This window comes from Agrococcus sp. Ld7 (assembly GCF_045064095.1).
In the GTDB taxonomy this organism is placed as follows: domain Bacteria; phylum Actinomycetota; class Actinomycetes; order Actinomycetales; family Microbacteriaceae; genus Agrococcus.
Genome location: NZ_JBISGY010000030.1, coordinates 58611 through 77605 on the forward strand (window position 1 = coordinate 58611; position 18995 = coordinate 77605).

General features: G+C 70.8%; 14 protein-coding genes. 10 read left to right on the top strand and 4 right to left on the bottom strand.

Features of this window, described 5'->3' with window-relative positions:
* Positions 1-2: 2 nt before the first annotated feature.
* Genes pyrH through ACJJVL_RS08745 form a run of 6 tightly spaced genes read left to right on the top strand, consistent with a single transcriptional unit; the run spans position 3 to position 3868 of the window.
* Positions 3-716, top strand: coding sequence for a UMP kinase (gene pyrH / locus ACJJVL_RS08720; RefSeq protein WP_405218203.1), 714 nt, complete (start codon positions 3-5; stop codon positions 714-716).
* 44 nt (positions 717-760) lie between these two features.
* Positions 761-1315, top strand: coding sequence for a ribosome recycling factor (frr, locus tag ACJJVL_RS08725; protein ID WP_405218204.1), 555 nt, complete (start codon positions 761-763; stop codon positions 1313-1315).
* A 22-nt stretch (positions 1316-1337) separates the two neighbouring features.
* Positions 1338-2279 carry a phosphatidate cytidylyltransferase gene (locus ACJJVL_RS08730; RefSeq protein WP_405218205.1) on the top strand — a complete coding sequence of 314 codons (942 nt, stop codon included), beginning with the start codon at positions 1338-1340 and terminating at the stop codon, positions 2277-2279.
* A 31-nt stretch (positions 2280-2310) separates the two neighbouring features.
* Complete coding sequence (locus ACJJVL_RS08735; RefSeq protein WP_405218206.1) at positions 2311-2859, top strand: DivIVA domain-containing protein; 549 nt, start codon at positions 2311-2313, stop codon at positions 2857-2859.
* Positions 2860-2888: 29 nt separating this feature from the next.
* A complete protein-coding gene (locus ACJJVL_RS08740; protein WP_405218207.1) occupies positions 2889-3584 on the top strand; it encodes a lytic transglycosylase domain-containing protein in 696 nt (231 codons plus the stop codon).
* The gene (locus ACJJVL_RS08745; RefSeq protein ID WP_405218208.1) at positions 3584-3868 is read left to right on the top strand and encodes a hypothetical protein; all 285 of its coding nucleotides are present in this window, start codon (positions 3584-3586) and stop codon (positions 3866-3868) included. Before ACJJVL_RS08740 ends, ACJJVL_RS08745 begins: the two co-directional genes overlap by 1 nt.
* A 55-nt stretch (positions 3869-3923) precedes the next feature.
* Here the strand turns inward: ACJJVL_RS08745 and ACJJVL_RS08750 are convergent, their stop codons facing one another.
* Positions 3924-4991, bottom strand: coding sequence for an AI-2E family transporter (locus ACJJVL_RS08750; RefSeq protein WP_405218209.1), 1068 nt, complete (start codon positions 4989-4991; stop codon positions 3924-3926).
* A 185-nt stretch (positions 4992-5176) separates the two neighbouring features.
* Here ACJJVL_RS08750 and ACJJVL_RS08755 point away from each other — a divergent pair, with 185 nt between their 5' ends.
* Together ACJJVL_RS08755 and ACJJVL_RS08760 are read left to right on the top strand one after the other, a co-directional pair.
* On the top strand, positions 5177-7114 hold the full coding sequence (locus ACJJVL_RS08755; RefSeq protein ID WP_405218210.1) for a hypothetical protein: 1938 nt from the start codon (positions 5177-5179) through the stop codon (positions 7112-7114).
* A gap of 11 nt (positions 7115-7125) precedes the next feature.
* Positions 7126-8064 carry a tetratricopeptide repeat protein gene (locus ACJJVL_RS08760; protein WP_405218211.1) on the top strand — a complete coding sequence of 313 codons (939 nt, stop codon included), beginning with the start codon at positions 7126-7128 and terminating at the stop codon, positions 8062-8064.
* A gap of 615 nt (positions 8065-8679) precedes the next feature.
* On the opposite strand, the gene glgB is transcribed toward ACJJVL_RS08760, so the two are convergent.
* Positions 8680-10902 (bottom strand): 1,4-alpha-glucan branching protein GlgB, encoded by a 2223-nt coding sequence (glgB, locus tag ACJJVL_RS08765; protein ID WP_405218212.1) that lies wholly within the window; start codon positions 10900-10902, stop codon positions 8680-8682.
* Entirely contained in the window at positions 10899-12917 is a 2019-nt protein-coding gene (locus tag ACJJVL_RS08770; protein WP_405218214.1) for an alpha-1,4-glucan--maltose-1-phosphate maltosyltransferase, read from the bottom strand. Before ACJJVL_RS08770 ends, glgB begins: the two co-directional genes overlap by 4 nt.
* A gap of 66 nt (positions 12918-12983) precedes the next feature.
* Between ACJJVL_RS08770 and glgP the strand changes: the two genes are divergently transcribed.
* Positions 12984-15521 carry an alpha-glucan family phosphorylase gene (gene glgP / locus ACJJVL_RS08775; protein ID WP_405218216.1) on the top strand — a complete coding sequence of 846 codons (2538 nt, stop codon included), beginning with the start codon at positions 12984-12986 and terminating at the stop codon, positions 15519-15521.
* 6 nt (positions 15522-15527) lie between these two features.
* On the opposite strand, the gene glgX is transcribed toward glgP, so the two are convergent.
* A complete protein-coding gene (gene glgX / locus ACJJVL_RS08780; RefSeq protein ID WP_405218218.1) occupies positions 15528-17651 on the bottom strand; it encodes a glycogen debranching protein GlgX in 2124 nt (707 codons plus the stop codon).
* A 20-nt stretch (positions 17652-17671) separates the two neighbouring features.
* On the opposite strand from glgX, the gene ACJJVL_RS08785 reads away from it, so the two are divergent.
* Positions 17672-18922 carry a cysteine desulfurase family protein gene (locus ACJJVL_RS08785; RefSeq protein ID WP_405218219.1) on the top strand — a complete coding sequence of 417 codons (1251 nt, stop codon included), beginning with the start codon at positions 17672-17674 and terminating at the stop codon, positions 18920-18922.
* Positions 18923-18995 lie beyond the last annotated feature (73 nt).

Sequence of the window (18995 nt, forward strand, 5' to 3'; positions counted from 1 at the left end):
CCATGCCAGCACAGCCGCGCCGTCGAGTCCTCCTGAAGCTCTCCGGCGAATCGTTCGGCGCGGGCAGCCTGGGGGTCAACCCGGATGTCGTGCAGGGCATCGCGCGCCAGATCGCCGAGGCGGCCGAGACGGTCGAGGTCGCGATCGTCGTGGGCGGCGGCAACTTCTTCCGCGGCGCAGAGCTCAGCCAGCGAGGGATGGAGCGAGGCCGCGCCGACTACATGGGCATGCTCGGCACCGTGATGAACGCGCTCGCGCTGCAGGACTTCCTCGAGCAGGCGGGAGCCGAGACGCGCGTGCAGTCGGCGATCCAGATGACGCAGGTCGCCGAGCCGTACATCCCGCGCCGCGCCGAGCGCCACCTCGCGAAGGGACGCGTCGTGATCTTCGGCGCGGGCGCGGGCCTGCCGTACTTCTCGACCGACACCGTCGCCGCCCAGCGGGCGCTCGAGATCGGTGCCGAGCAGGTGCTCGTGGCGAAGAACGGCGTGGACGGCGTCTACTCGGCCGACCCGAAGCAGGATCCTGGCGCAACCCGCTACGAGGAGATCACCTACCAGGAGGCGCTCGTGCGCGGCCTGAAGGTCGTCGACTCGACCGCGTTCAGCCTCTGTATGGACAACCGGATGCCGATGCGCGTGTTCGCGATGGACGGCGACGGCCAGCTGCGCCGCGCGATCCTCGGCGAGCCGGTCGGCACGCTTGTGCGCGCCTGAGCCTCAGACCCGCAGATACACTCGACAGCGACGGAAGGAACCTCGTGATCAGCGATGTGCTGGCTTCGGCCAAGGAGAAGATGACCCAGTCGATCGAGGTCGCCAAGTCCGACTTCGCGACGGTGAGCGCGGGCCGCGCGAACGCCGCGCTGTTCCAGCGGCTGAACGCCGACTACTACGGCTCGCCGACGCCGCTCATGCAGCTCGCGTCGTTCCAGCAGCCCGACGCGCGCACGCTCGTCATCACGCCGTTCGACAAGGGTGCGCTCAAGGAGATCGAGCGCGCGATCGTCGCGGCACCGCACCTGGGCGTCTCGCCCCAGAACGACGGCAACATCGTGCGCATCGTGATGCCCGAGCTCACGGAGGATCGTCGCAAGGACTACGTGAAGGTCGTCAAGGACAAGGCCGAGCAGGCGCGCGTCGCGGTGCGCAACGTCCGACGCCAGTCGATGTCCGATCTTGAGAAGCTGAAGGGCGATGTCGGCGACGACGAGATCTCGCGCGCCGAGAAGGAGCTCGAGGCGGCCACCAAGCAGGCCATCGACGGCATCGACGACGCGCTGAAGAAGAAGGAAGCCGAGCTCCTCGAGGTCTGATCGAGGGCACGGGGGGCGACGCGTGCGACGCGAGCATCGGAGCGCCGCTGAGATCGAGGCGCAGATCCAGGCGCAGATCCAGGCGCAGATCCACGCCGCCCGAGAGCAGATCGAGGCGACCCGCGAGCGCGTGAACAAGCGCACCGGGCGCAACCTCGCCGCCGCGGTGGGCATGGCGATCGTGCTGGGCGGCACCCTGCTGGTGAGCCTGCTGTTCGTCAAGACGCTGTTCATGGTCTTCGCGACCGTGCTGATCGGCTTCGCGCTCTTCGAGCTGGCGAGCGCGCTGCGATTCGCGGGGCGGGATGTGCCTCGGGTGCCGCTCGTGCTGCTCGGCTGCGCCATCGTGCCCGTCACCTGGTACCTGGGGGCGGCCGGCATGTGGTGGTCGACCCTGGCCGCGATCGCGATCGTCGCGATCGTGCGACTGATCGAGCTGTCGGATCCTGCAACGCGCACCGGCGCGGGCGCCGTCTTCGCCGACGTCACCGCGGGCGCGCTCTGCATCGCCTACGTCGCCGTGCTGGGCGCGTTCGCGGTGCTGCTGACCTCGCAGGACGGCGGCGAGTGGTGGACGCTCGCGATGATCGCGATGACCACCGTGATCGACACCGGCGCCCTTGCCGTCGGCATCTGGCTCGGCAAGCACAAGCTGGCGCCCCGCATCAGCCCGGGCAAGACCTGGGAGGGTCTGCTCGGCGGCGCGGCGTTCGCGATCGCGGCTGGCGTGCCGCTGTCGATCTGGATGCTCGGGCAGGAGTGGTGGTTCGGGATCATCCTCGCGGTCCTGCTCGTGGCTGCGGCGACCGTCGGCGACCTCGCCGAGTCGATCATCAAGCGCGATCTCGGCATCAAGGACATCGGATCGTTCCTGCCCGGCCACGGCGGCTTCCTGGACCGATTGGACTCCGTGCTGCCCAGCGCGGTCGTCATGATGGCCCTGTTCCAGATCACGCACGCATGAACCGCGTGCGGCCGCTGGCATGATGGAGACGATGAGCACGTTCCCCAGAGCCAGACGGTCGCAGCCGGGCTACAACATCGAGCAGGTCGAAGACTTCCTCGAAGATGCTCGACGCGCCTACGCGACGGATGCCCGCGCAGCGACGGCGATCGACTCATCCGCGATCCGACGCACGAGCTTCACGATGCAGAAGGGCGGCTACTCGCCCGCTCACGTGGACGCGGCGCTGGAGCGGCTGGAAGAGGCCTTCGCGCGCCGAGAGCACGAGCGCGGCATCGTCGAGCACGGCGAGGACGCCTGGTTCGCCAAGGTCCGCGACCGCGCCGAGGCCGCTCTCGCAACGCTCACGCTGCCGGACGGCAAGCGCTTCCGGCGCGTGAGCCGCATCTCGCGCGGATACCGCATGACCGAGGTCGACAGCTTCGCCGGCCGGGTCGCGGACTACCTGCAGGACGGCCCCGACATGACCGCGCGCGAAGTGCGGACCGTGCAGTTCGACGCGCAGTTCGGCGGGTACGACGAGGATGAGGTCGACGCGCTGCTCGACACCATCGTCAGCCTGATGCTGGCGGTGCGCTGACCGAGCACCCTCGGCTTCGTTACCGTTTCGTGATAACCTCGCTCCTCGTGTTCACCCGACCTGCCTCCGCTGCTGCGCGCTCGACGCGCACCCGCGGCGTGCTCTCCGGGCTCTCGCTGCTCGCGGCCGCCGGTTTCGTGCTCGTGACCCTCGCTGCGAGCCCGAGCCCGCAGGTGATGGCCGACCCGGTGCAGCTGCCGAGCGAGCAGCGGCCCGGTCAGGCGCTCGACGAGGTCACCGGCGGGCAGGTTGCGCTGGTCCGCGACCAGGTCATCGTGCACACGCCGACACCCACCCCGACACCCACGTCCGAGCCGGTGGTCGCCGCGACCCCGGACGATGCGTCCGGGAGCACGGAGAGCAACGCGAGCGCTGCCAGCAGCGCACCCTCGATCGAGATCCCGCGCGCAGCGGCCCCCAACCCGGGCAGCGCCCAGGCTGTCGCGCGCGACATGGTCAGCGCCCGAGGCTGGGGTGATGAGCAGTACTCCTGCCTCTACAACCTGTGGCAGCGCGAATCCAACTGGAACGTCTACGCGCAGAACAGCTCCAGCGGTGCCTACGGCATCCCGCAGGCACTGCCGGGCTCCAAGATGGCGACGGCCGGCGGCGACTGGCAGACGAATCCCGTGACGCAGATCAGCTGGGGCCTCGGGTACATCTCCGGCCGCTACGGCACGCCCTGCGGCGCTTGGGCGCACTCCGAGTCGGTCGGCTGGTACTGATGCCTGCGCGGCGGCCGAAGCGTCGCGCGCAGCCCCATGTGCCGCTCGATGTCGATCGGCTGATGCACGGTGTCGCGCGGGTCGAGCGGCGCGGCTCCGGCGAGTGGCACGTGCAGCCTATGGCCGCGACGAGCGCCGTCAAGGACTACTCGTGCCCCGGTTGCGGAGGGACGGTGTCGCAGGGCACCGCGCACCTCGTGATCTGGCGTGCGGACTCGATCTTCGCGGATCGCGCGATCGAGGACCGTCGGCACTGGCACACGGGCTGCTGGCGAGCGCACTGACGGCCGGTCGCGCCCTGCACTGGCGCTTCGAGCGCCGCGGATTGTGCAGCGAGCGCTACCGTGCGTCCTGCCTCGGGATCACGACTTCCTTCAGGATGAGCTGGATCGCCGCAGCCACCGGGATCGCCACGAGCGCGCCCAGGATCCCCAGGAGGGTTCCGCCGATGAGCGCGGAGAGCACGACCACGACGCCCGGCACTTTGACGGCCCGGTTCATGATCTGCGGGCTGATCACATAGGCCTCGACCTGCATGTAGACGGCGTAGTAGATCGCGACCGGCAGCGCTGTCTGCGGGCCGTCGAGCAGCAGCACCAGCAGCGAGATGAGCACGGATGCGGAGATGGTGCCGACGAGCGGGATGGTTGAGGCGATGAGCGCGATGAAGGCGTAGACGACGGCGAGATCCGAGCCGACGATCGACAGCATGATGAACGAGAGCACGCCGTTCAGGAGGCCGAGCGCACCCTGGCCGAGCACGAATCGTCCCACCGACTTCATGATCTGCTCGGCGATCTCGATGAACTTCGGCCGCGACGAGGCGGGCACCAGTCGGTACATGCCGGCCTTCAGCGTCGGCAGCGAACCCGTGAAGTACAGCATCAGCACGACGACGATGAGCAGCCCGCCGAGCGCGAACGCCACCTGACCCACACCCCCGACGATGCCGGTGGCGATGTTCGCGACCCACGGCGGCAGGCTCGACCAGGTGTCGAAGTCCGTCAGGGCGCTGCTGAGCTGCTCGAGCGTTCCATCGAGATCGAACTGCGGGAACGTGGTGCGCACCCAGTCCAGCACGCTCTCGAAGGCGCCGTCCTCGATCTCCGCGACGATCGACTCCACCAGCTGCGTGAACTGCGCGACGATCGTCGGCACGATCAGCCAGATCGCGCCGACCGCGATGCCCAGGATGAGGACGAAGACCACGAGTACAGCCGCCCAGCGGGGGAGGCCGCGCCGCAGCAGGAACTGGATGAGCGGCTCGACGCCCAGGGCGAGAAAGATGCCCGCGAACGCCCACAGCAGCACGGTGCTGATCTGCTGGACACCGGCGCCGATCGCGAGCGCGAGGAGCACGCCGAGGCCACCGACGAGCCCGAGCAGAAAGCCGTTCCTGATGTTCACATGAGAATCCTAGGGTGCGGCCTCGAGGCTCCCCGTGCGGCACGCTGGGGCTCTCGATGGCGCCAGCCCGCAGGGTTCCGGTACCCTGGAGGCTTGCCTGTCGGGCGCGGTCCACTCCTTGCGGCCCGTGCACGCCCGGGAGAGCGTGAAAGGACCCCTGACTCGTGCGATACATCCTCGCGGCGGTGAGCCTCGTGATCTCGCTCATCCTGCTCGGCCTCGGCATCGGGCAGCGCACCATCTGGGCGCCCCCCGAGTCGATCGTCACCCAGCTCGAGCAGACGACCGACGCACAGGTCATCGTGATCTCGGGTGCGACCATGAACGAGCACGACGGTCGCCAGAGCGTCGCCATCAACGGTGACGGCCCCGTGACCGCGGTGGTCGGCCGTGACCACGATGTGCTCGGATGGATCGGCGAGAGTGCGCATGCGCTCGCGCAGCTCGACGACAGCGGGCAGCTCGTGCTCGACGAGGAGTCCGGCCAGAGCGAGGCGCTGCCGCCCATCGCCGGCAGCGACCTGTGGATCGAGGAGTACGAGGGCGACGGCGACCTGCGGTTCGCGATCGACCTCCCGGACGGGTTCTCGATGCTGGTCCAGGGTGAGCCCGGTGCTGCCGCCCCCGCGGACATCCGCGTGGAGTGGCCGTTCGATGCCAAGACTCCGCTGTTCGGGCCGCTCGTGACCGCGGGACTGATCTTCCTCGCGCTGGCGCTGCTGCTGTTCCTGTTGGCACTGCGCCGCCACCGGCGCCGCCGCGGTCCGCAGCGGCGGTCGCATCGGGAGCTCTCGCGGGCGGAGCGGCGCCAGCTCCAGCGCGATGCTCGCGCGGGCCTGCCGAGGCCGGAGCGCGGCATCGAGGCGAGCGCTGAGCAGGACGCGATCGAGACCGGCGTGCCAGACACCGGCGTGCCAGACACCGGGGCGTCCGATGAGCAGGGTGCGGGGGCCAGGCCCACCGCGGACGGGCCCGATGCCTCCAGCGGCTCGGACTCGGCGAACAATGCCGCCGGTGACGAGCCGTCCCAGCCGCGCGGCGATGGCCGGAACGAGCGACGTGCGACGCAGCGCCCGCGGCGGTTCGGGCTGCTCGCGCTGCCGGTGCTCGCCTCGATCGCGCTCTCGGGCTGCGCGCCGGAGTACTGGCCCAGCGCCGAGCCGAGCGAGACCGCTGCGGAGCCGACGCCGTCGACGCTCGAGGAGACGCTGCCCCAGGTCGCGCTCACGGAGAATCAGTTCACTCGCATCCTCGAGGACACGCGGGCCGTGGTCGCCGAGGCCGACGAGCAGCTCTCTAGCGAGGTCGCGCGACGCAGAGTCGCCGATCCGACGCTCGCAGCGCTCGCGGTCAACTACGAGGTGCGCAGCCAGGATGAGGAGCTCGCAGCGATCCGGGGGATCCCCGACGGCGACGTCGAGCTGCTGCTCCCGCAGCAGACCGAGTCGTGGCCGCGGACCGTCATGGCGGTGGTCGGATGGCAGGATGCCGAGCAGGCGCAGTCGGCGCTCGTCTTCGAGCAGGCCGACGCGCGCAGCAACTACCGGCTCGTCTACCAGATGACGCTCGCGTCGGGTGTCCAGCTCCCCGCCGTCGCGAGCCCCACGATCGGTGCTGCGAGCCTGCCGGGCGACACCCCGCTGCTGCTGCACCGGCCGACCCAGGTCACCCCGGCGTACGCGGATGTGCTGATCAAGGGCGATGAGTCGGAGTTCGCGTCGTGGTTCCAGGAGGACGGCGATGCGCTGCGCGAGCAGACCGGCCGCGCCTGGAAGGATGAGCAGCGCGAGTTGCCCGAGTACGAGCTCTCGGACCTGAGCTGGACGTGGAGCGATGACGACCAGGAGCCGCTCATGCTGGTCACGAACGACGGCGGCGCGCTCGTCGCGACGTCGTTCAACGAGACGCAGCGGACCACGCCGGCGGAGGAGGGTGTCGAGATCAGCACGGCCGACGGTGCGGGCATCCTCGCGGGGGTCGAATCCTCCAGCCGCGGCATCGAGACGACGTACCAGATCCAGGTGCTGTTCGCGGTGCCGCCGGCAGACGCGCCCGAGGGGGCGCAGATCCAGGTCGTCGGCTACGCGCAATCGCTGTTGGACGCGAAGGAGGTTCCGGAATGATGCCAGAGTCCATGCCCGCATCGATCGCGGGGGCGGTCGACCTGTCGGCGCTCGCCGCGCGGCACGAGCAGGCAGCAGCGCCGCAGTCCGCGGCGCCCGCCGAGGGAGCACCCGGGGTGGTCATCACGATCACCGATGCTGACCTGCCGACCCTCGTCGAGCTCTCGAGCCGCGTGCCGGTGCTCGTCGCAATCGTGGCCGAGTGGAGCGAGCCCAGTCAGCAACTGCTGCCGCTGCTCGAGCGACTCGTGGTCGCGCAGCGCGGCAAGCTGGTGCTGGCGAAGGTCGAGGGTGACCGCAATCCGCAGATCACCCAGGCCTTCCAGGCGCAGTCCGTGCCGACGGTCGCCGCCGTCATCGGTGGGCGTCCGGCCCCGCTGTTCACCGGCGCGCTGCCGGAGGACCAGCTGCAGGACGTGCTCGCGCAGGTGCTGGAGTTCGCCGCGCAGCAGGGCGTCACGGGGGCAGTGCCCACGGGGGATGGGCCCGAGGCGGACGGCGAGGAGGGCGAGGCGGCCGAGCCGGCGGCGCCGCCCGTGCCGCCGCTCCATCAGGAGGCGTACGACGCGATCGACGCCGGCGACTTCGAGACCGCGATCGCTGCGTTCGAGAAGGCGATCGCGCAGAACCCGCGCGACAGCGACGCCGTCGCCGGGCTCGCGCAGGTGCGCCTGCTCGCGCGTCTGCAGGGCAGGAGCGCTGACGAGATCCGTGCGGCAGCGGCGGCCGAGCCCGATGACACCGAGGCGCAGATGCTCGTGGCCGATCTTGATCTCTCCGGCGGCCACGTCGAGGACGCGTTCCTACGGTTGCTCGACCTCGTGGGTTCGCGCTTCGGCGATGAGAAGCAGCAGCTGCGCCTGCGGCTGCTCGACCTGTTCGAGATCGTCGGGGTCGACGACCCGCGCGTGAATGCGGCGCGCAGGCGCCTGACGACGCTGCTGTACTGAGTTGAGGCCGCAGCGCGCAATGCGGCGGAGCCGCGTTGCGCGCGGAGGCCTCAAGGTCGAGGAGCCTGCGGCCCGTGGGGCCGCAGGCGTCGCGAGACCTCGCTGGGACAGTTCCGGTCTCGTGACGCGGGCGGCCTGCGGCCGCGCGCTCCTCGACCTACGGGCGGGGGTGGTTCCGGTCTCGTGACGCGGGCGGCCTGCGGCCGCGCGCTCCTCGACCTACGGGCGGGGGTGGTTCCGGTCTCCTAGGAAAGTGACGTGAGCTATGCGGCTGCTGGTGTGAGGTCGACGTCGTAGCCGAGGCCGCGCAGGCTGCGGAGCGCGCGTCGTTTGATCTGGTCGGGGTTGCGGTGGTCGTAGTAGTCGACGCACCAATCCACGGTCCCCGTGGAAGCCCTCCACGCCAAGCTCGTGAACAGGCTCACAAGCACTAAGACCGACCGGCGTCGACCGCAGCACACCCAGCATGGCCCGCCACCAGACCCAGCCATAGCCCCACTTTCGCCCATCCAAAGCGGCGCCCGCAGGGCGCCCCGCCAAGCTCGTGACGCGGGCGGCCTGCGGCCGCGCGCTCCTCGACCTACGGGCGGGGGCGGCGGCCGCACGCTCTCCGACCTACGGGGTTGGAGGCTGGGTCGCGCGGGGCTTCAGGATGAGTCCGGCCAGCGGCGGCACCGTGACGGTGGCCGACGCGGGTCGGCCGCCCCACGGCTCCGCCACCGCGTGCACCGTGCCGAGATTGCCCTGGCCCGAGCCGCCGAACTCCATGGCGTCGGAGTTCACGGCCTCCTCCCACTCGCCCGCAAACGGCAAGCCCAGCCGGTACCCCTCGATCGGTCGGCCCGAGAAGTTGACGATCGCCGCGACCGGATCGCCGTCTGCGCCCCAGCGCAGGAAGGCGACCAGGTTGTCGGCGGAGTTCCCTCCGTCGATCCACTCGAACCCGCCGGGCTCGTTGTCGCGCAGCCAGAGCGCCGAGGTGTCGCGGTAGAGCCGGTTGAGCTGCGACACGAGCGACATCAGCCCGCGGTGCACGGGCTGGTCGAGGATCCACCAGTCCAGCCCGCGCGCTTCGCTCCACTCGCTCGGCTGCCCGAACTCCTGGCCCATGAACAGCAGCTGCTTGCCCGGGTGCGCCCACATGAACGTCAGATAGGCGCGCACGGAGGCGAGCTTCTGCCACTGATCGCCCGGCATCTTGCCCAGCAGCGAGCCCTTGCCGTGCACGACCTCGTCGTGGCTGATCGGCAGCAGGAACTGCTCCGAGAAGGCGTAGAGGAACGAGAACGTGATGTCGCCGTGGTGGTGCGAGCGGTACATCGGGTCGACCGCCATGTACTGCAGCGTGTCGTGCATCCACCCCATGTTCCACTTCAGGCCGAAGCCGAGGCCGGAGGCATCGGTCGGCTTCGTCACGCCGGGCCACGAGGTCGACTCCTCGGCGATCATGATGGTGCCGGGGCATCGTCGGTAGACGGTGGCGTTGACCTCCTGCAGGAGCGCGATCGCCTCCAGGTTCTCGCGGCCGCCATGCACGTTCGGGAGCCACTCGCCGTCCTTGCGGGAGTAGTCGAGGTAGAGCATGGAGGCGACGGCGTCGACGCGGAGCCCATCCAGGTGGAACTCCTCCATCCAGTAGACCGCGTTCGCGACCAGGAAGTTCTTCACCTCCGGGCGCCCGAAGTCGAACACGTGCGTACCCCAGTCGGGCTGGTCGCCGCGACGCGGGTCCGGGTGCTCGTAGAGCGATTGACCGTCGAAGCGAGCCAGTGCCCACTCGTCCTTCGGGAAGTGGCCGGGCACCCAGTCCATCAGCACGCCGTAGCCCGCGCGATGCAGGCGGTCGATGAGGTAGCGCAGATCATCGGGGTGGCCGAAGCGGCTGGTGGGGGCGAAGTAGCCGGTGACCTGATAGCCCCACGACCCGCCGAACGGGTGCTCGGCGAGCGGCATGAACTCGACGTGCGTGAACCCCGTCTCCTCCAGGTGCTCGATGAGCGCATCCGCCATCTCGCGGTAGTCGAGTCCCGGTCGCCACGAGCCGAAGTGCAGCTCGTAGACCGACATGGGGGAGTTGTGCGGGTCGCGCGCGGCGCGCGAGCGCATCCAGTCGTCGTCGCTCCAGACGTAGCGGCTCGAGCCCACCTTCGACGCGGTCGCGGGCGGCACCTCCGTGTAGCGCGCCATCGGATCGGCCCTGGTCACCCAACCGGTGTCGGTGAGGATCTCGTACTTGTAGGCGCTGTGCTCGAGGTCGCCGGGCACGAACAGCTCCCAGACGCCGGACGCGCCCATCGTGCGCATCGGATGCGAGCGGCCGACCCAGTCGTTGAAGTCGCCGATCACCCGCACGGCGCGGGCGTTCGGGGCCCAGACGGCGAACGACGTGCCGGCGACGCCCTCGTGCACGCGCATCCGCGAGCCGAGCACCTGCCACACCTGCTCGTGCCGACCCTCGCGCCAGAGGTGGAGGTCGAGCTCGCCGAGCGTGGGGGTGAAGCGGTAGGGGTCCTCCGACTCCCAGGCGCTGCCCTCGCCGTAGCTCGTGCGGATCCGGTATGGCTGGATGTCGCCGGGCACGCGCGCCTCCCAGAGGCCGTGCTCGACGTGCTCCATCGGCACCTCCTCCTGCCCGGTCGCGGTCTCCACGAGCACGGTGACGGCCTGCGCGAGGTGTCGGACGGCGCGCACGACGTAGGACGGCGTGGTGCCGCCGGCAGCGGTCGACCTCGCGACCGCGTCCGGCGCGGACGCCTCGACGTGGGCGCCGAGCCAGTCGTGCGGTGCGGGGTGCGCACCGGCTGCGAGCTGCTGGATGGTCTCCTTCTCGAGCATCATGCCCCCGATCGTCGCACGCGGATGACGTGTGCCGGCTCCACGAAGGCATCGAGGCGCACGAAGTTGTGGTCGCTCCAGTGCCAGGTGTCGCCGCTGATGAGGTCGTGGGCCTCGAACGTCTCCCCGGGTCGCAGGCCCAGCTTCGTCAGGTCGAGGTGCACCGTGGTCTCCCGCGCCGAGTGCGGATCGACGTTCGCGACCACGAGGATCGTGTCGTGCTCGCCGCTGTCGGTGAAGCGGCCGTCGAGGTGCTTCGAGTAGACCAGCACCGCGTCGTCGTCCGACCAGTGCACGTCGAGCGACCAGAGCTGGCGGATCGCGGGATGCGCCGCACGGATCTCGTTGAGGCGCGTGATGTACGGCGCGATGGTCGTGCCGTTGCGAGCGGCGCGATCCCAGTCGCGCGGACGGTACTCGTACTTCTCGTTGTCGATCGCCTCCTCGGCCCCCGGCCGCGCGACGTCCTCGATCAGCTCGTAGCCGGCGTACATGCCCCACGTGGGCACTGCCGTGGCGGCGATCGCCGCGCGCACCTTGAACGCGGGCACGCCGCCGAACTGCAGGTACTCGGTGAGGATGTCTGGCGTGTTGACCCAGAACGCGGGCTTGAACCAGGCGGCCTGCGTGCCGGTGACCTCTTGCAGGTACTCCTCGAGCTCCGCCTTCGTGTTGCGCCAGGTGAAGTAGGTGTAGGACTGCTGGAACCCGACCTTGCCGAGGGCCTGCATCATCGCGGGCTTGGTGAAGGCCTCCGCGAGGAAGACGATGTCGCCGTGCTTGGCGTTCACCTCGCGGATGACGAGCTCCCAGAACCACAGCGGCTTCGTGTGCGGGTTGTCGACGCGGTAGATGCGCACGCCGCAGTCGACCCACTGGTCGATGATGCGCAGCACCTCGGCGACGATGCCGTCCGGGTCGTTGTCGAAGTTGACCGGATAGATGTCCTGGTACTTCTTCGGCGGGTTCTCGGCGAACGCGATGGTGCCGTCGGGCAGGGTCGTGAACCATTCCGGGTGCTCCGTCACCCACGGATGATCCGGCGCGGCCTGCAGGGCGAGGTCCATCGCCACCTCGAGCCCCGCATCCGCCGCCGCGCGCACGAAGGCACGGAAGTCGTCGATCGTGCCGAGGTCGGGGTGGACGGTGTCGTGGCCGCCGTCCTTCGACCCGATGGCCCATGGGCTGCCGGGGTCGCCCGGCTGCGGTGTGAGCGTGTTGTTGGGCCCCTTGCGGTTGACCTCGCCGATGGGGTGCACGGGCGGCAGGTAGAGCACGTCGAAGCCCATGGCCTTCACTGCGGGAAGCCGCTTCGCCGCGGTCGCGAAGGTGCCGCTCTGCCAGCTGCCGTCGGCGCGCTGGACCGCGCCCTCGGAGCGCGGGAAGAGCTCGTACCAGGCGCCGACGCCGGCGCGGGTGCGCTCCACGCGCAGCTGCTGGGTCTCGGATGCGGTGACGAGCGAGCGCGGGCGGTGGCGGTCGACGGCGGCGAGGATGTCGGGCCGGTTGACCGCCGCCCAGCGCTGCATGATCGGTGTCGTCGCCTCGGCGAGTGCGAGCGACGCCTGCTCCAGCAGCGTCGCGTCGGCACCGTCCGCGTCGACGGCGGCCCGCTCGAGCAGCTGCGTCCCCATCGTCGCCATGAGCTCCGCGTCGATGTCGGCGGCGATCTTGATCTCGGCGTTGTGGTGCCAGGTGGCCCACTCGTCGGCCCATGCCTCGACGTGCCAGCTCCACATGCCCTGCTCGTCGACGAGCGCGAGCGCGCGGTGCCGGTCGAAGCCGTCGCCGAGCGGCTCCATCGGCACGCGCTGCACGCTGCCGCTGGGCGAGCGCAGCACGAGCGTCACGCCGATGCGGTCGTGCCCCTCGCGGAAGGCCACAGCCGAGAACGGCACGACGTCGCCCACCACCGCCTTCGCCGGGAACCGGCCGTCCGGCTGCTGCGGATACAGGTCGAGCACCGGGATCCGTCCGGAGAGGATGGTCGTGCGCTGAGTCTCGGGTGTAGTCGCCACGCCACAAACCTACCCACCGCCGTGGGCGCACGGCGAGGGCCCACCCCGCCGCTAGGCTCGACGAGTGTGAGAGCCATCCGCAAGTTCACCGTCCGCACGTCCCTGCCCGAGCGCCTGCGCCGGCTCGACACCATCGCATCCAACCTGCGCTGGTCCTGGCATGAGCCGACGAGGGAGCTGTTCCGCGAGATCTCGCTCGACGCGTGGCGCGCCTCGGGCCACGACCCCGTGCAGGTGCTCGGACGCGTCGGCCCGGAGCGGCTCGAGGAGCTCGCAGAGGACGACGAGTTCGTCGCGCGCGTCGAGCGCATCGCGGATGACCTCGATGACTACCTCTCGCAGGCGCGGTGGTACCAGTCGCTCGAGGACGCGCCGGAGTCGATCGCCTACTTCTCGCCCGAGTTCGGCATCACGAGCGCGCTGCCGCAGTACTCCGGTGGCCTCGGCATCCTCGCGGGCGACCACCTGAAGGCCGCGAGCGACCTGGGCGTGCCCATCGTGGGCGTCGGCCTGTTCTACCAGGCCGGCTACTTCAAGCAGGCGATCTCCCGCGAGGGCTGGCAGCAGGAGAGCTACCCGGTGCTGGATCCTGACGGGCTGCCGCTGGCGATCCTGCGTCACCCGGACGGCACGCACGCGACCGTCTCGATCGCGCTGCCGGGCGGGCGCACGCTGCACGCCCGCATCTGGCAGGCGACCATCGGCCGCGTGCCGCTGCTGCTGCTGGACACGAACATCCTCGAGAACGACGGCGATCTGCGCGGGGTCGCCGACCGGCTGTACGGCGGCGGCGGCGAGCACCGGCTGCAGCAGGAGCTGCTGCTCGGCATCGGCGGCGTGCGAGCGCTCGCCGTGCACGCAGCGCTCACCGGGGCGCCCGCGCCGGCCGTCTACCACTCGAACGAGGGCCATGCCGGGTTCCTGGGCATCGAGCGCATCTCGCGCCTCATCGGCGAGGGGCTGTCCTTCGACGAGGCGCTGCAGGTCGTGCGCGCTGGCACCGTCTTCACGACGCACACGCCGGTGCCCGCCGGCATCGATCGCTTCGACGTGGGACTCGTGCGCCGCCACCTGACCGAGGAGCTCGTGCCGGGGGTGGATGTCGAGCGCGTGCTGGAGCTGGGCCGCGAGGACGACCCGGGCATCTTCAACATGGCGCAGCTGGGCTTCTCGCTCGCGCAGCGGGCCAACGGTGTCTCGAAGCTGCACGGCCGCGTCTCGCGCGGCATGTTCCAGAGCCGCTGGCCCGGCTTCGACGCCGCAGAGGTGCCGATCACCTCCGTCACCAACGGTGTGCACGCGCCCACCTGGACCTCGCCCATCCTCAAGCACCTGGCGGAGCGCGAGCTGGGCACGCTCGATACCACGCGCTGCGACTGGGCCTCCGACGCGGTCTCGGACGAGACGCTCTGGTCGGTGCGGCGCGAGATGCGTGCGGCGCTCGTGCACGAGGCTCGCGAGCGCACGCGCCGCAAGCACGAGCGGAACGAGGGCGTCGCGCCGGCGTGGATCGACGGACTCCTCGATCCTGACGTGCTCACGATCGGGTTCGCGCGCCGCGTGCCGACGTACAAGCGCCTCACGCTCATGCTGCACGACCGCGAGCGCCTCCGCGCCCTGCTGACGCACCCTGAGCGCCCCGTGCAGCTCGTGATCGCCGGGAAGTCGCACCCGGCCGACGAGGCGGGCAAGGAGCTCATCCAGGAGCTCGTGCGCTTCTCGCAGGAGCCCGACGTGCGCGGCCGCATCGTCTTCCTGGAGAACTACGACATCTCGATGGCCAAGTCGCTGTACCCGGGATGCGATGTGTGGCTCAACAACCCGCTGCGCCCCCTCGAGGCATGCGGCACCTCCGGCATGAAGGCGGCGCTCAACGGCTCGCTCAACCTGTCGATCCTGGACGGCTGGTGGGAGGAGTACTTCGACGGGCAGAACGGCTGGGCGATCCCCTCTGCGCACGACCACATGGATGCCGAGCAGCGCGACGCCGTCGAGGCGAACGCCCTGTACGAGCTCATCGAGCACCAGGTCGCCCCGCGCTTCTACGAGCGCGATGCCCAGGGCCTGCCGCAGGCCTGGCTCGCCTCCATCCGTCACACGCTCGCGACGCTGAGCCCCGGTCTGTCGGCCGAGCGCATGCTCGCGGAGTACGTCGACCGGCTCTACGCGCCCGCGGCGAAGGCCGCGAAGCTCGCAGCCGCCGACGACGCACGAGCGGGCCGCGCGTTCGCCGCCTGGACCAGGCGGATCCGTGACGGCTTCGAGCGGGTCGAGGTCAAGCACGTCGAGGCCGACGGCGTCGATGTGCCGCCGGTGGTCGGCGAGGAGGTGCGCGTCCGTGCCTTCGTCGAGCTGGGCGAGCTGCTCCCCGGCGACGTCGAGGTCGAGGTGGTCGCGGGAGCGATCACCGAGGAGGGTGAGCTGCGCGGTCGGCGGCGCTTCCCGCTCGCGCCCACGAGCGCAGAGGGCACGGTGCACCGCTTCGAGCTCGCGATCGCCATGCCGACGGCCGGCACCTTCGGCTACACGGTGCGGGTCGTGCCGAAGCACGACATGCTCGCGTCCCACGCCGAGCTGGGGCTCGTGACCTACGCGACCGCGTAGGCGCGATCAGCCGCCCGGCTGGTCGGTCGGCGCCGACGGCGACGGGGGTGTGCGCAGTCGCATCACCGTCGCCTCCGGCAGGCCCCGCGCGGGCACGCCGTGCACGGCGTAGACGCGCATGCTCATCGCGTCGAGCGGAACCCGGTCACCGGGGACCACCCGCTCGTCCTCGTGCTGCTCGGCAGCAGAGTCCCACAGCAGCTCGAGCTCGGTGGCGCCGTCGGCTCGCGGCGTGCGGATGGATGCGTCGCGCGGTGAGCCGTGGAAGATCACGAGCACGCGGGAGTACGGCTCGTCGATCGGCGTCGACTCGGCCAGCATCTGCATCGTGCGGTCGTGGGAGTGATCCCAGTCGTCGATCGTCATGTGCGCGCCGTCGGCGTTGTGCCAGTCGAGCCTCGAGGAGCCGGCGACGCGCTGCTCGGACTCGCCGTACTCCAGCGGTCGCAGCGCCGGATGCTCGCGGCGCAGCTGCAGCAGGCGCTTCGTCTGGGCGAAGAACGTGTGCTGCCATTCCTTGCGGTCCCACCGCATCCACGTCAGCGCCGAATCCTGGCAGTAGGCGTTGTTGTTGCCGCGCTGGCTGCGACCGAACTCGTCGCCCATCGTGAGCATCGGCACGCCCGCGGAGACGAGCAGCGTGCCGAGCACGTTGCGCATCGACGTGCGACGGTCGAGCTGCACGGCGGGATCCTCGCTGCGGCCCTCGACGCCGTGGTTGTACGAGCGGTTCTCGTCGGCGCCGTCCCGGTTCTCCTCGCCGTTGGCGTCGTTGTGCTTGCGGTCGTAGCGCGTGAGATCGGTGAGCGTGAAGCCATCGTGCGCCGTGATGAAGTTGACGCTCTCGAGCGGCCCGCGGGTGGAGTCGAAGAGCCCGGCAGAGCCGGAGACGGCGTGCGCGAGCGGGCCGACGCCCGTCGAGCCATCGCCGCCGTGGCGGAAGGAGCGGTAGTCGCCGAGCCAGAACTGCCGCACGGTGTCGCGGTAGCGGTCGTTCCACTCGCCGTAGCCGGCCGGGAAGCGGCCCGTCTGCCAGCCGTCCGGTCCGACATCCCATGGCTCCGCGATCATGGTCGCCGACTGCAGCACGGGATCCTCCAGCATGCTGCGCAGCAGCGGATGCCCGGGGTCGTAGGCGCCGTCGGCGCGGCGGCCGAGCACGGGCGCCAGGTCGAACCGGAAGCCGTCGATCTGCATGTCCTGGTGCCAGTAGCGCAGCGAGTCGAGCACGAGCTCCTGCGCGGCCGTCACCGAGAAGTCGACGGTGTTGCCGCAGCCGGTGTAGTCGACGTATCGCCCGTGCGCATCGTGGCGGTAGTAGGAGGCGTTGTCGATCAGGCGCAGGCTCGAGGGCGGCCCGTCGATGCCCTCCTCGGCCGTGTGGTTGTAGACCACGTCGAGGAACACCTGCAGCCCCGCCTCGTGCAGCAGGCGCACCATGCCCTTCACCTCGCGCAGCACCCCTCCGGTGCCGTCGAACTGGGCGCGGCGGGATGCGTAGGCGCTGTGGGGGGCGAACCAGCTGAGCGTGTTGTAGCCCCAGTAGTTCACGCGTCCCTGCTGCAGCAGCCGCTGCTCGGAGACGAACAGGTGGATCGGCAGCAGCTGCACGGTCGTGACGCCGAGGTCCTGCAGGTACGCGATCGTGGACGGATGCGCGAGGCCGGCGTAGGTGCCGCGCAACTCGGTCGGCAGGTGGGGGTTGAGCTTCGTCATCCCCTTGACGTGCGCCTCGTAGATGACCTGCTCCTGCAGCGGCACGTGCGGCCTCGCGACGTCGCCCCAGTCGAAGCTCGGATCGATCACGGTCGCGCGGTACTGGCCGTGCGGTGTGCGGACGATGCCGCGAGCGTGCGGCGGGACGGCATTGCGATGCGGATCGAAGGCGTGACCGGGTCCGTCCGGGCCGTCGACGCCCACCGCGTAGGGCGTGCCGACCTCCAGCAGCGCGGTCTCGACGACGAAGTCATCGCCGATGCGCTCCATCGGGACGCGGTGCAGGAGCCAGTCCGGGTCGTCTCGGTCGAAGATCCGCAGCTCCATCGAGTCTGCGTTCGCCGACCAGACCGTCAGGCGATGCCCGTCCACCGTGCGTTCGACGCCTCGCGACCGACGCAGCAGCTCCACCATGCGCTCTAGGGTATGTGAGCGTGCACCTGTTCGATCACGCCGCGGCCACGCCCATGCGCGATTCGGTGCGCGCTGCGCTCGCTGCCGCCGAGCCGCTCGCCAATCCCGCGTCCACCCACCGCGAGGGACAGCGGGCTCTGGCCGTGCTCGAGGACGCCCGCGAGCGCCTGGCGGCGGCGCTCGGCGCGCATCCGACCGAGGTGGTCTTCACGTCCGGCGGCACGGAATCGATCAATCTCGCGCTCAAGGGCGCGTGGTGGGCCGCCGCCGACGCGGGCGCGCCCGGCCCGATCGTGGTGCCCGTCGCCGAGCACCACGCGACGCTCGATGCCGCCGAGTGGCTCGAGCGTTGTGGCGCGGTGCTGCGCTGGGTGCCCGTCGACGCCCACGCCGTGACTGACGCGGAGGCTTTCGCGGCCGCGCTCGGCGGGCTGGGCGGAACCGTCACCGGCGGGTCGAGCAGCGCCGCGTCGGGCGCCGCCACGTCGGACGCGGCCGCGTCGGGTGCCGTTGCGTCGGTCGCCACCGCGTCGGTCGCCGCCGCGTCGGGTGCCGTCGCGTCGGTCGCCACCATGCTGGTCGCCAGCAACGAGGTGGGCTCCCTGCAGCCGGTCGCCGACGTCGCGGATGCCGCAGCGCGCGCGGGCGTGCCGCTGCACCTCGACGCCGTGGGGGCCTTCGGCCACCTGCCGCTGCGGTTCGCCGACACGGGGGCAGCGCTCATGAGCGTCGCGAGCCACAAGCTCGGCGGACCGCACGGCGTCGGCGCCCTCGTGGTGCGCCGCGACGCACGGCTGCACGCGCTGCATCACGGTGGCGGCCAGCAGCGCGGCCTGCGCTCCGGCACGCAGGATGCCCTCGGCGCCTCCCTGTTCGCGCTCGCGGCCGAGGAGGCGATCGCGGAGCTCGACGGTGAGTCCGCGCGGCTGCGTGGGCTCACCGACCGCATCCTCGCCGCCGCCGCAGCGCTGCCCGGCGTCCGGCTGCTCGCGAGCGACCAGCGGCTGCCGGGCATCGCCCACCTGGTCGTCGAGGGCGCGGAGGGGGAGTCGCTGCAGTTCCTGCTCGATGAGGCGGGCTTCGCTGTCTCGAACGGCTCCGCGTGCTCCGCGGGCGTCGCCCGTGAGTCGCACGTGGTGCGGGCGTGCGGCATCGAGGGAGTGGCGCCGCTGCGCCTCTCGCTCGGGCGCACGACGACCGAGGCCGACGTCGATGCGCTGCTGGATGCGCTGCCCGCAACGATCGCGCGAGCCCGTGCGCTCGCCGCCTGACCCGCGCCCGCCGCGCCCGCCCCGCCCCGCCGGGCATCCGGGTGCGGCGTGTCGGGTTGTTGCACTGGATCGG

Coding starts and splice junctions, on each gene's coding strand:
- ACJJVL_RS08745 (WP_405218208.1), top strand. CDS start 3,584: ATGCCTGCGCGGCGGCCGAAGCGTCGCGCGCAGCCCCATGTGCCGCTC.
- pyrH (WP_405218203.1), top strand. CDS start 3: ATGCCAGCACAGCCGCGCCGTCGAGTCCTCCTGAAGCTCTCCGGCGAA.
- ACJJVL_RS08735 (WP_405218206.1), top strand. CDS start 2,311: ATGAGCACGTTCCCCAGAGCCAGACGGTCGCAGCCGGGCTACAACATC.
- ACJJVL_RS08760 (WP_405218211.1), top strand. CDS start 7,126: ATGCCCGCATCGATCGCGGGGGCGGTCGACCTGTCGGCGCTCGCCGCG.
- glgX (WP_405218218.1), bottom strand. CDS start 17,651: ATGGTGGAGCTGCTGCGTCGGTCGCGAGGCGTCGAACGCACGGTGGAC.
- glgB (WP_405218212.1), bottom strand. CDS start 10,902: ATGATGCTCGAGAAGGAGACCATCCAGCAGCTCGCAGCCGGTGCGCAC.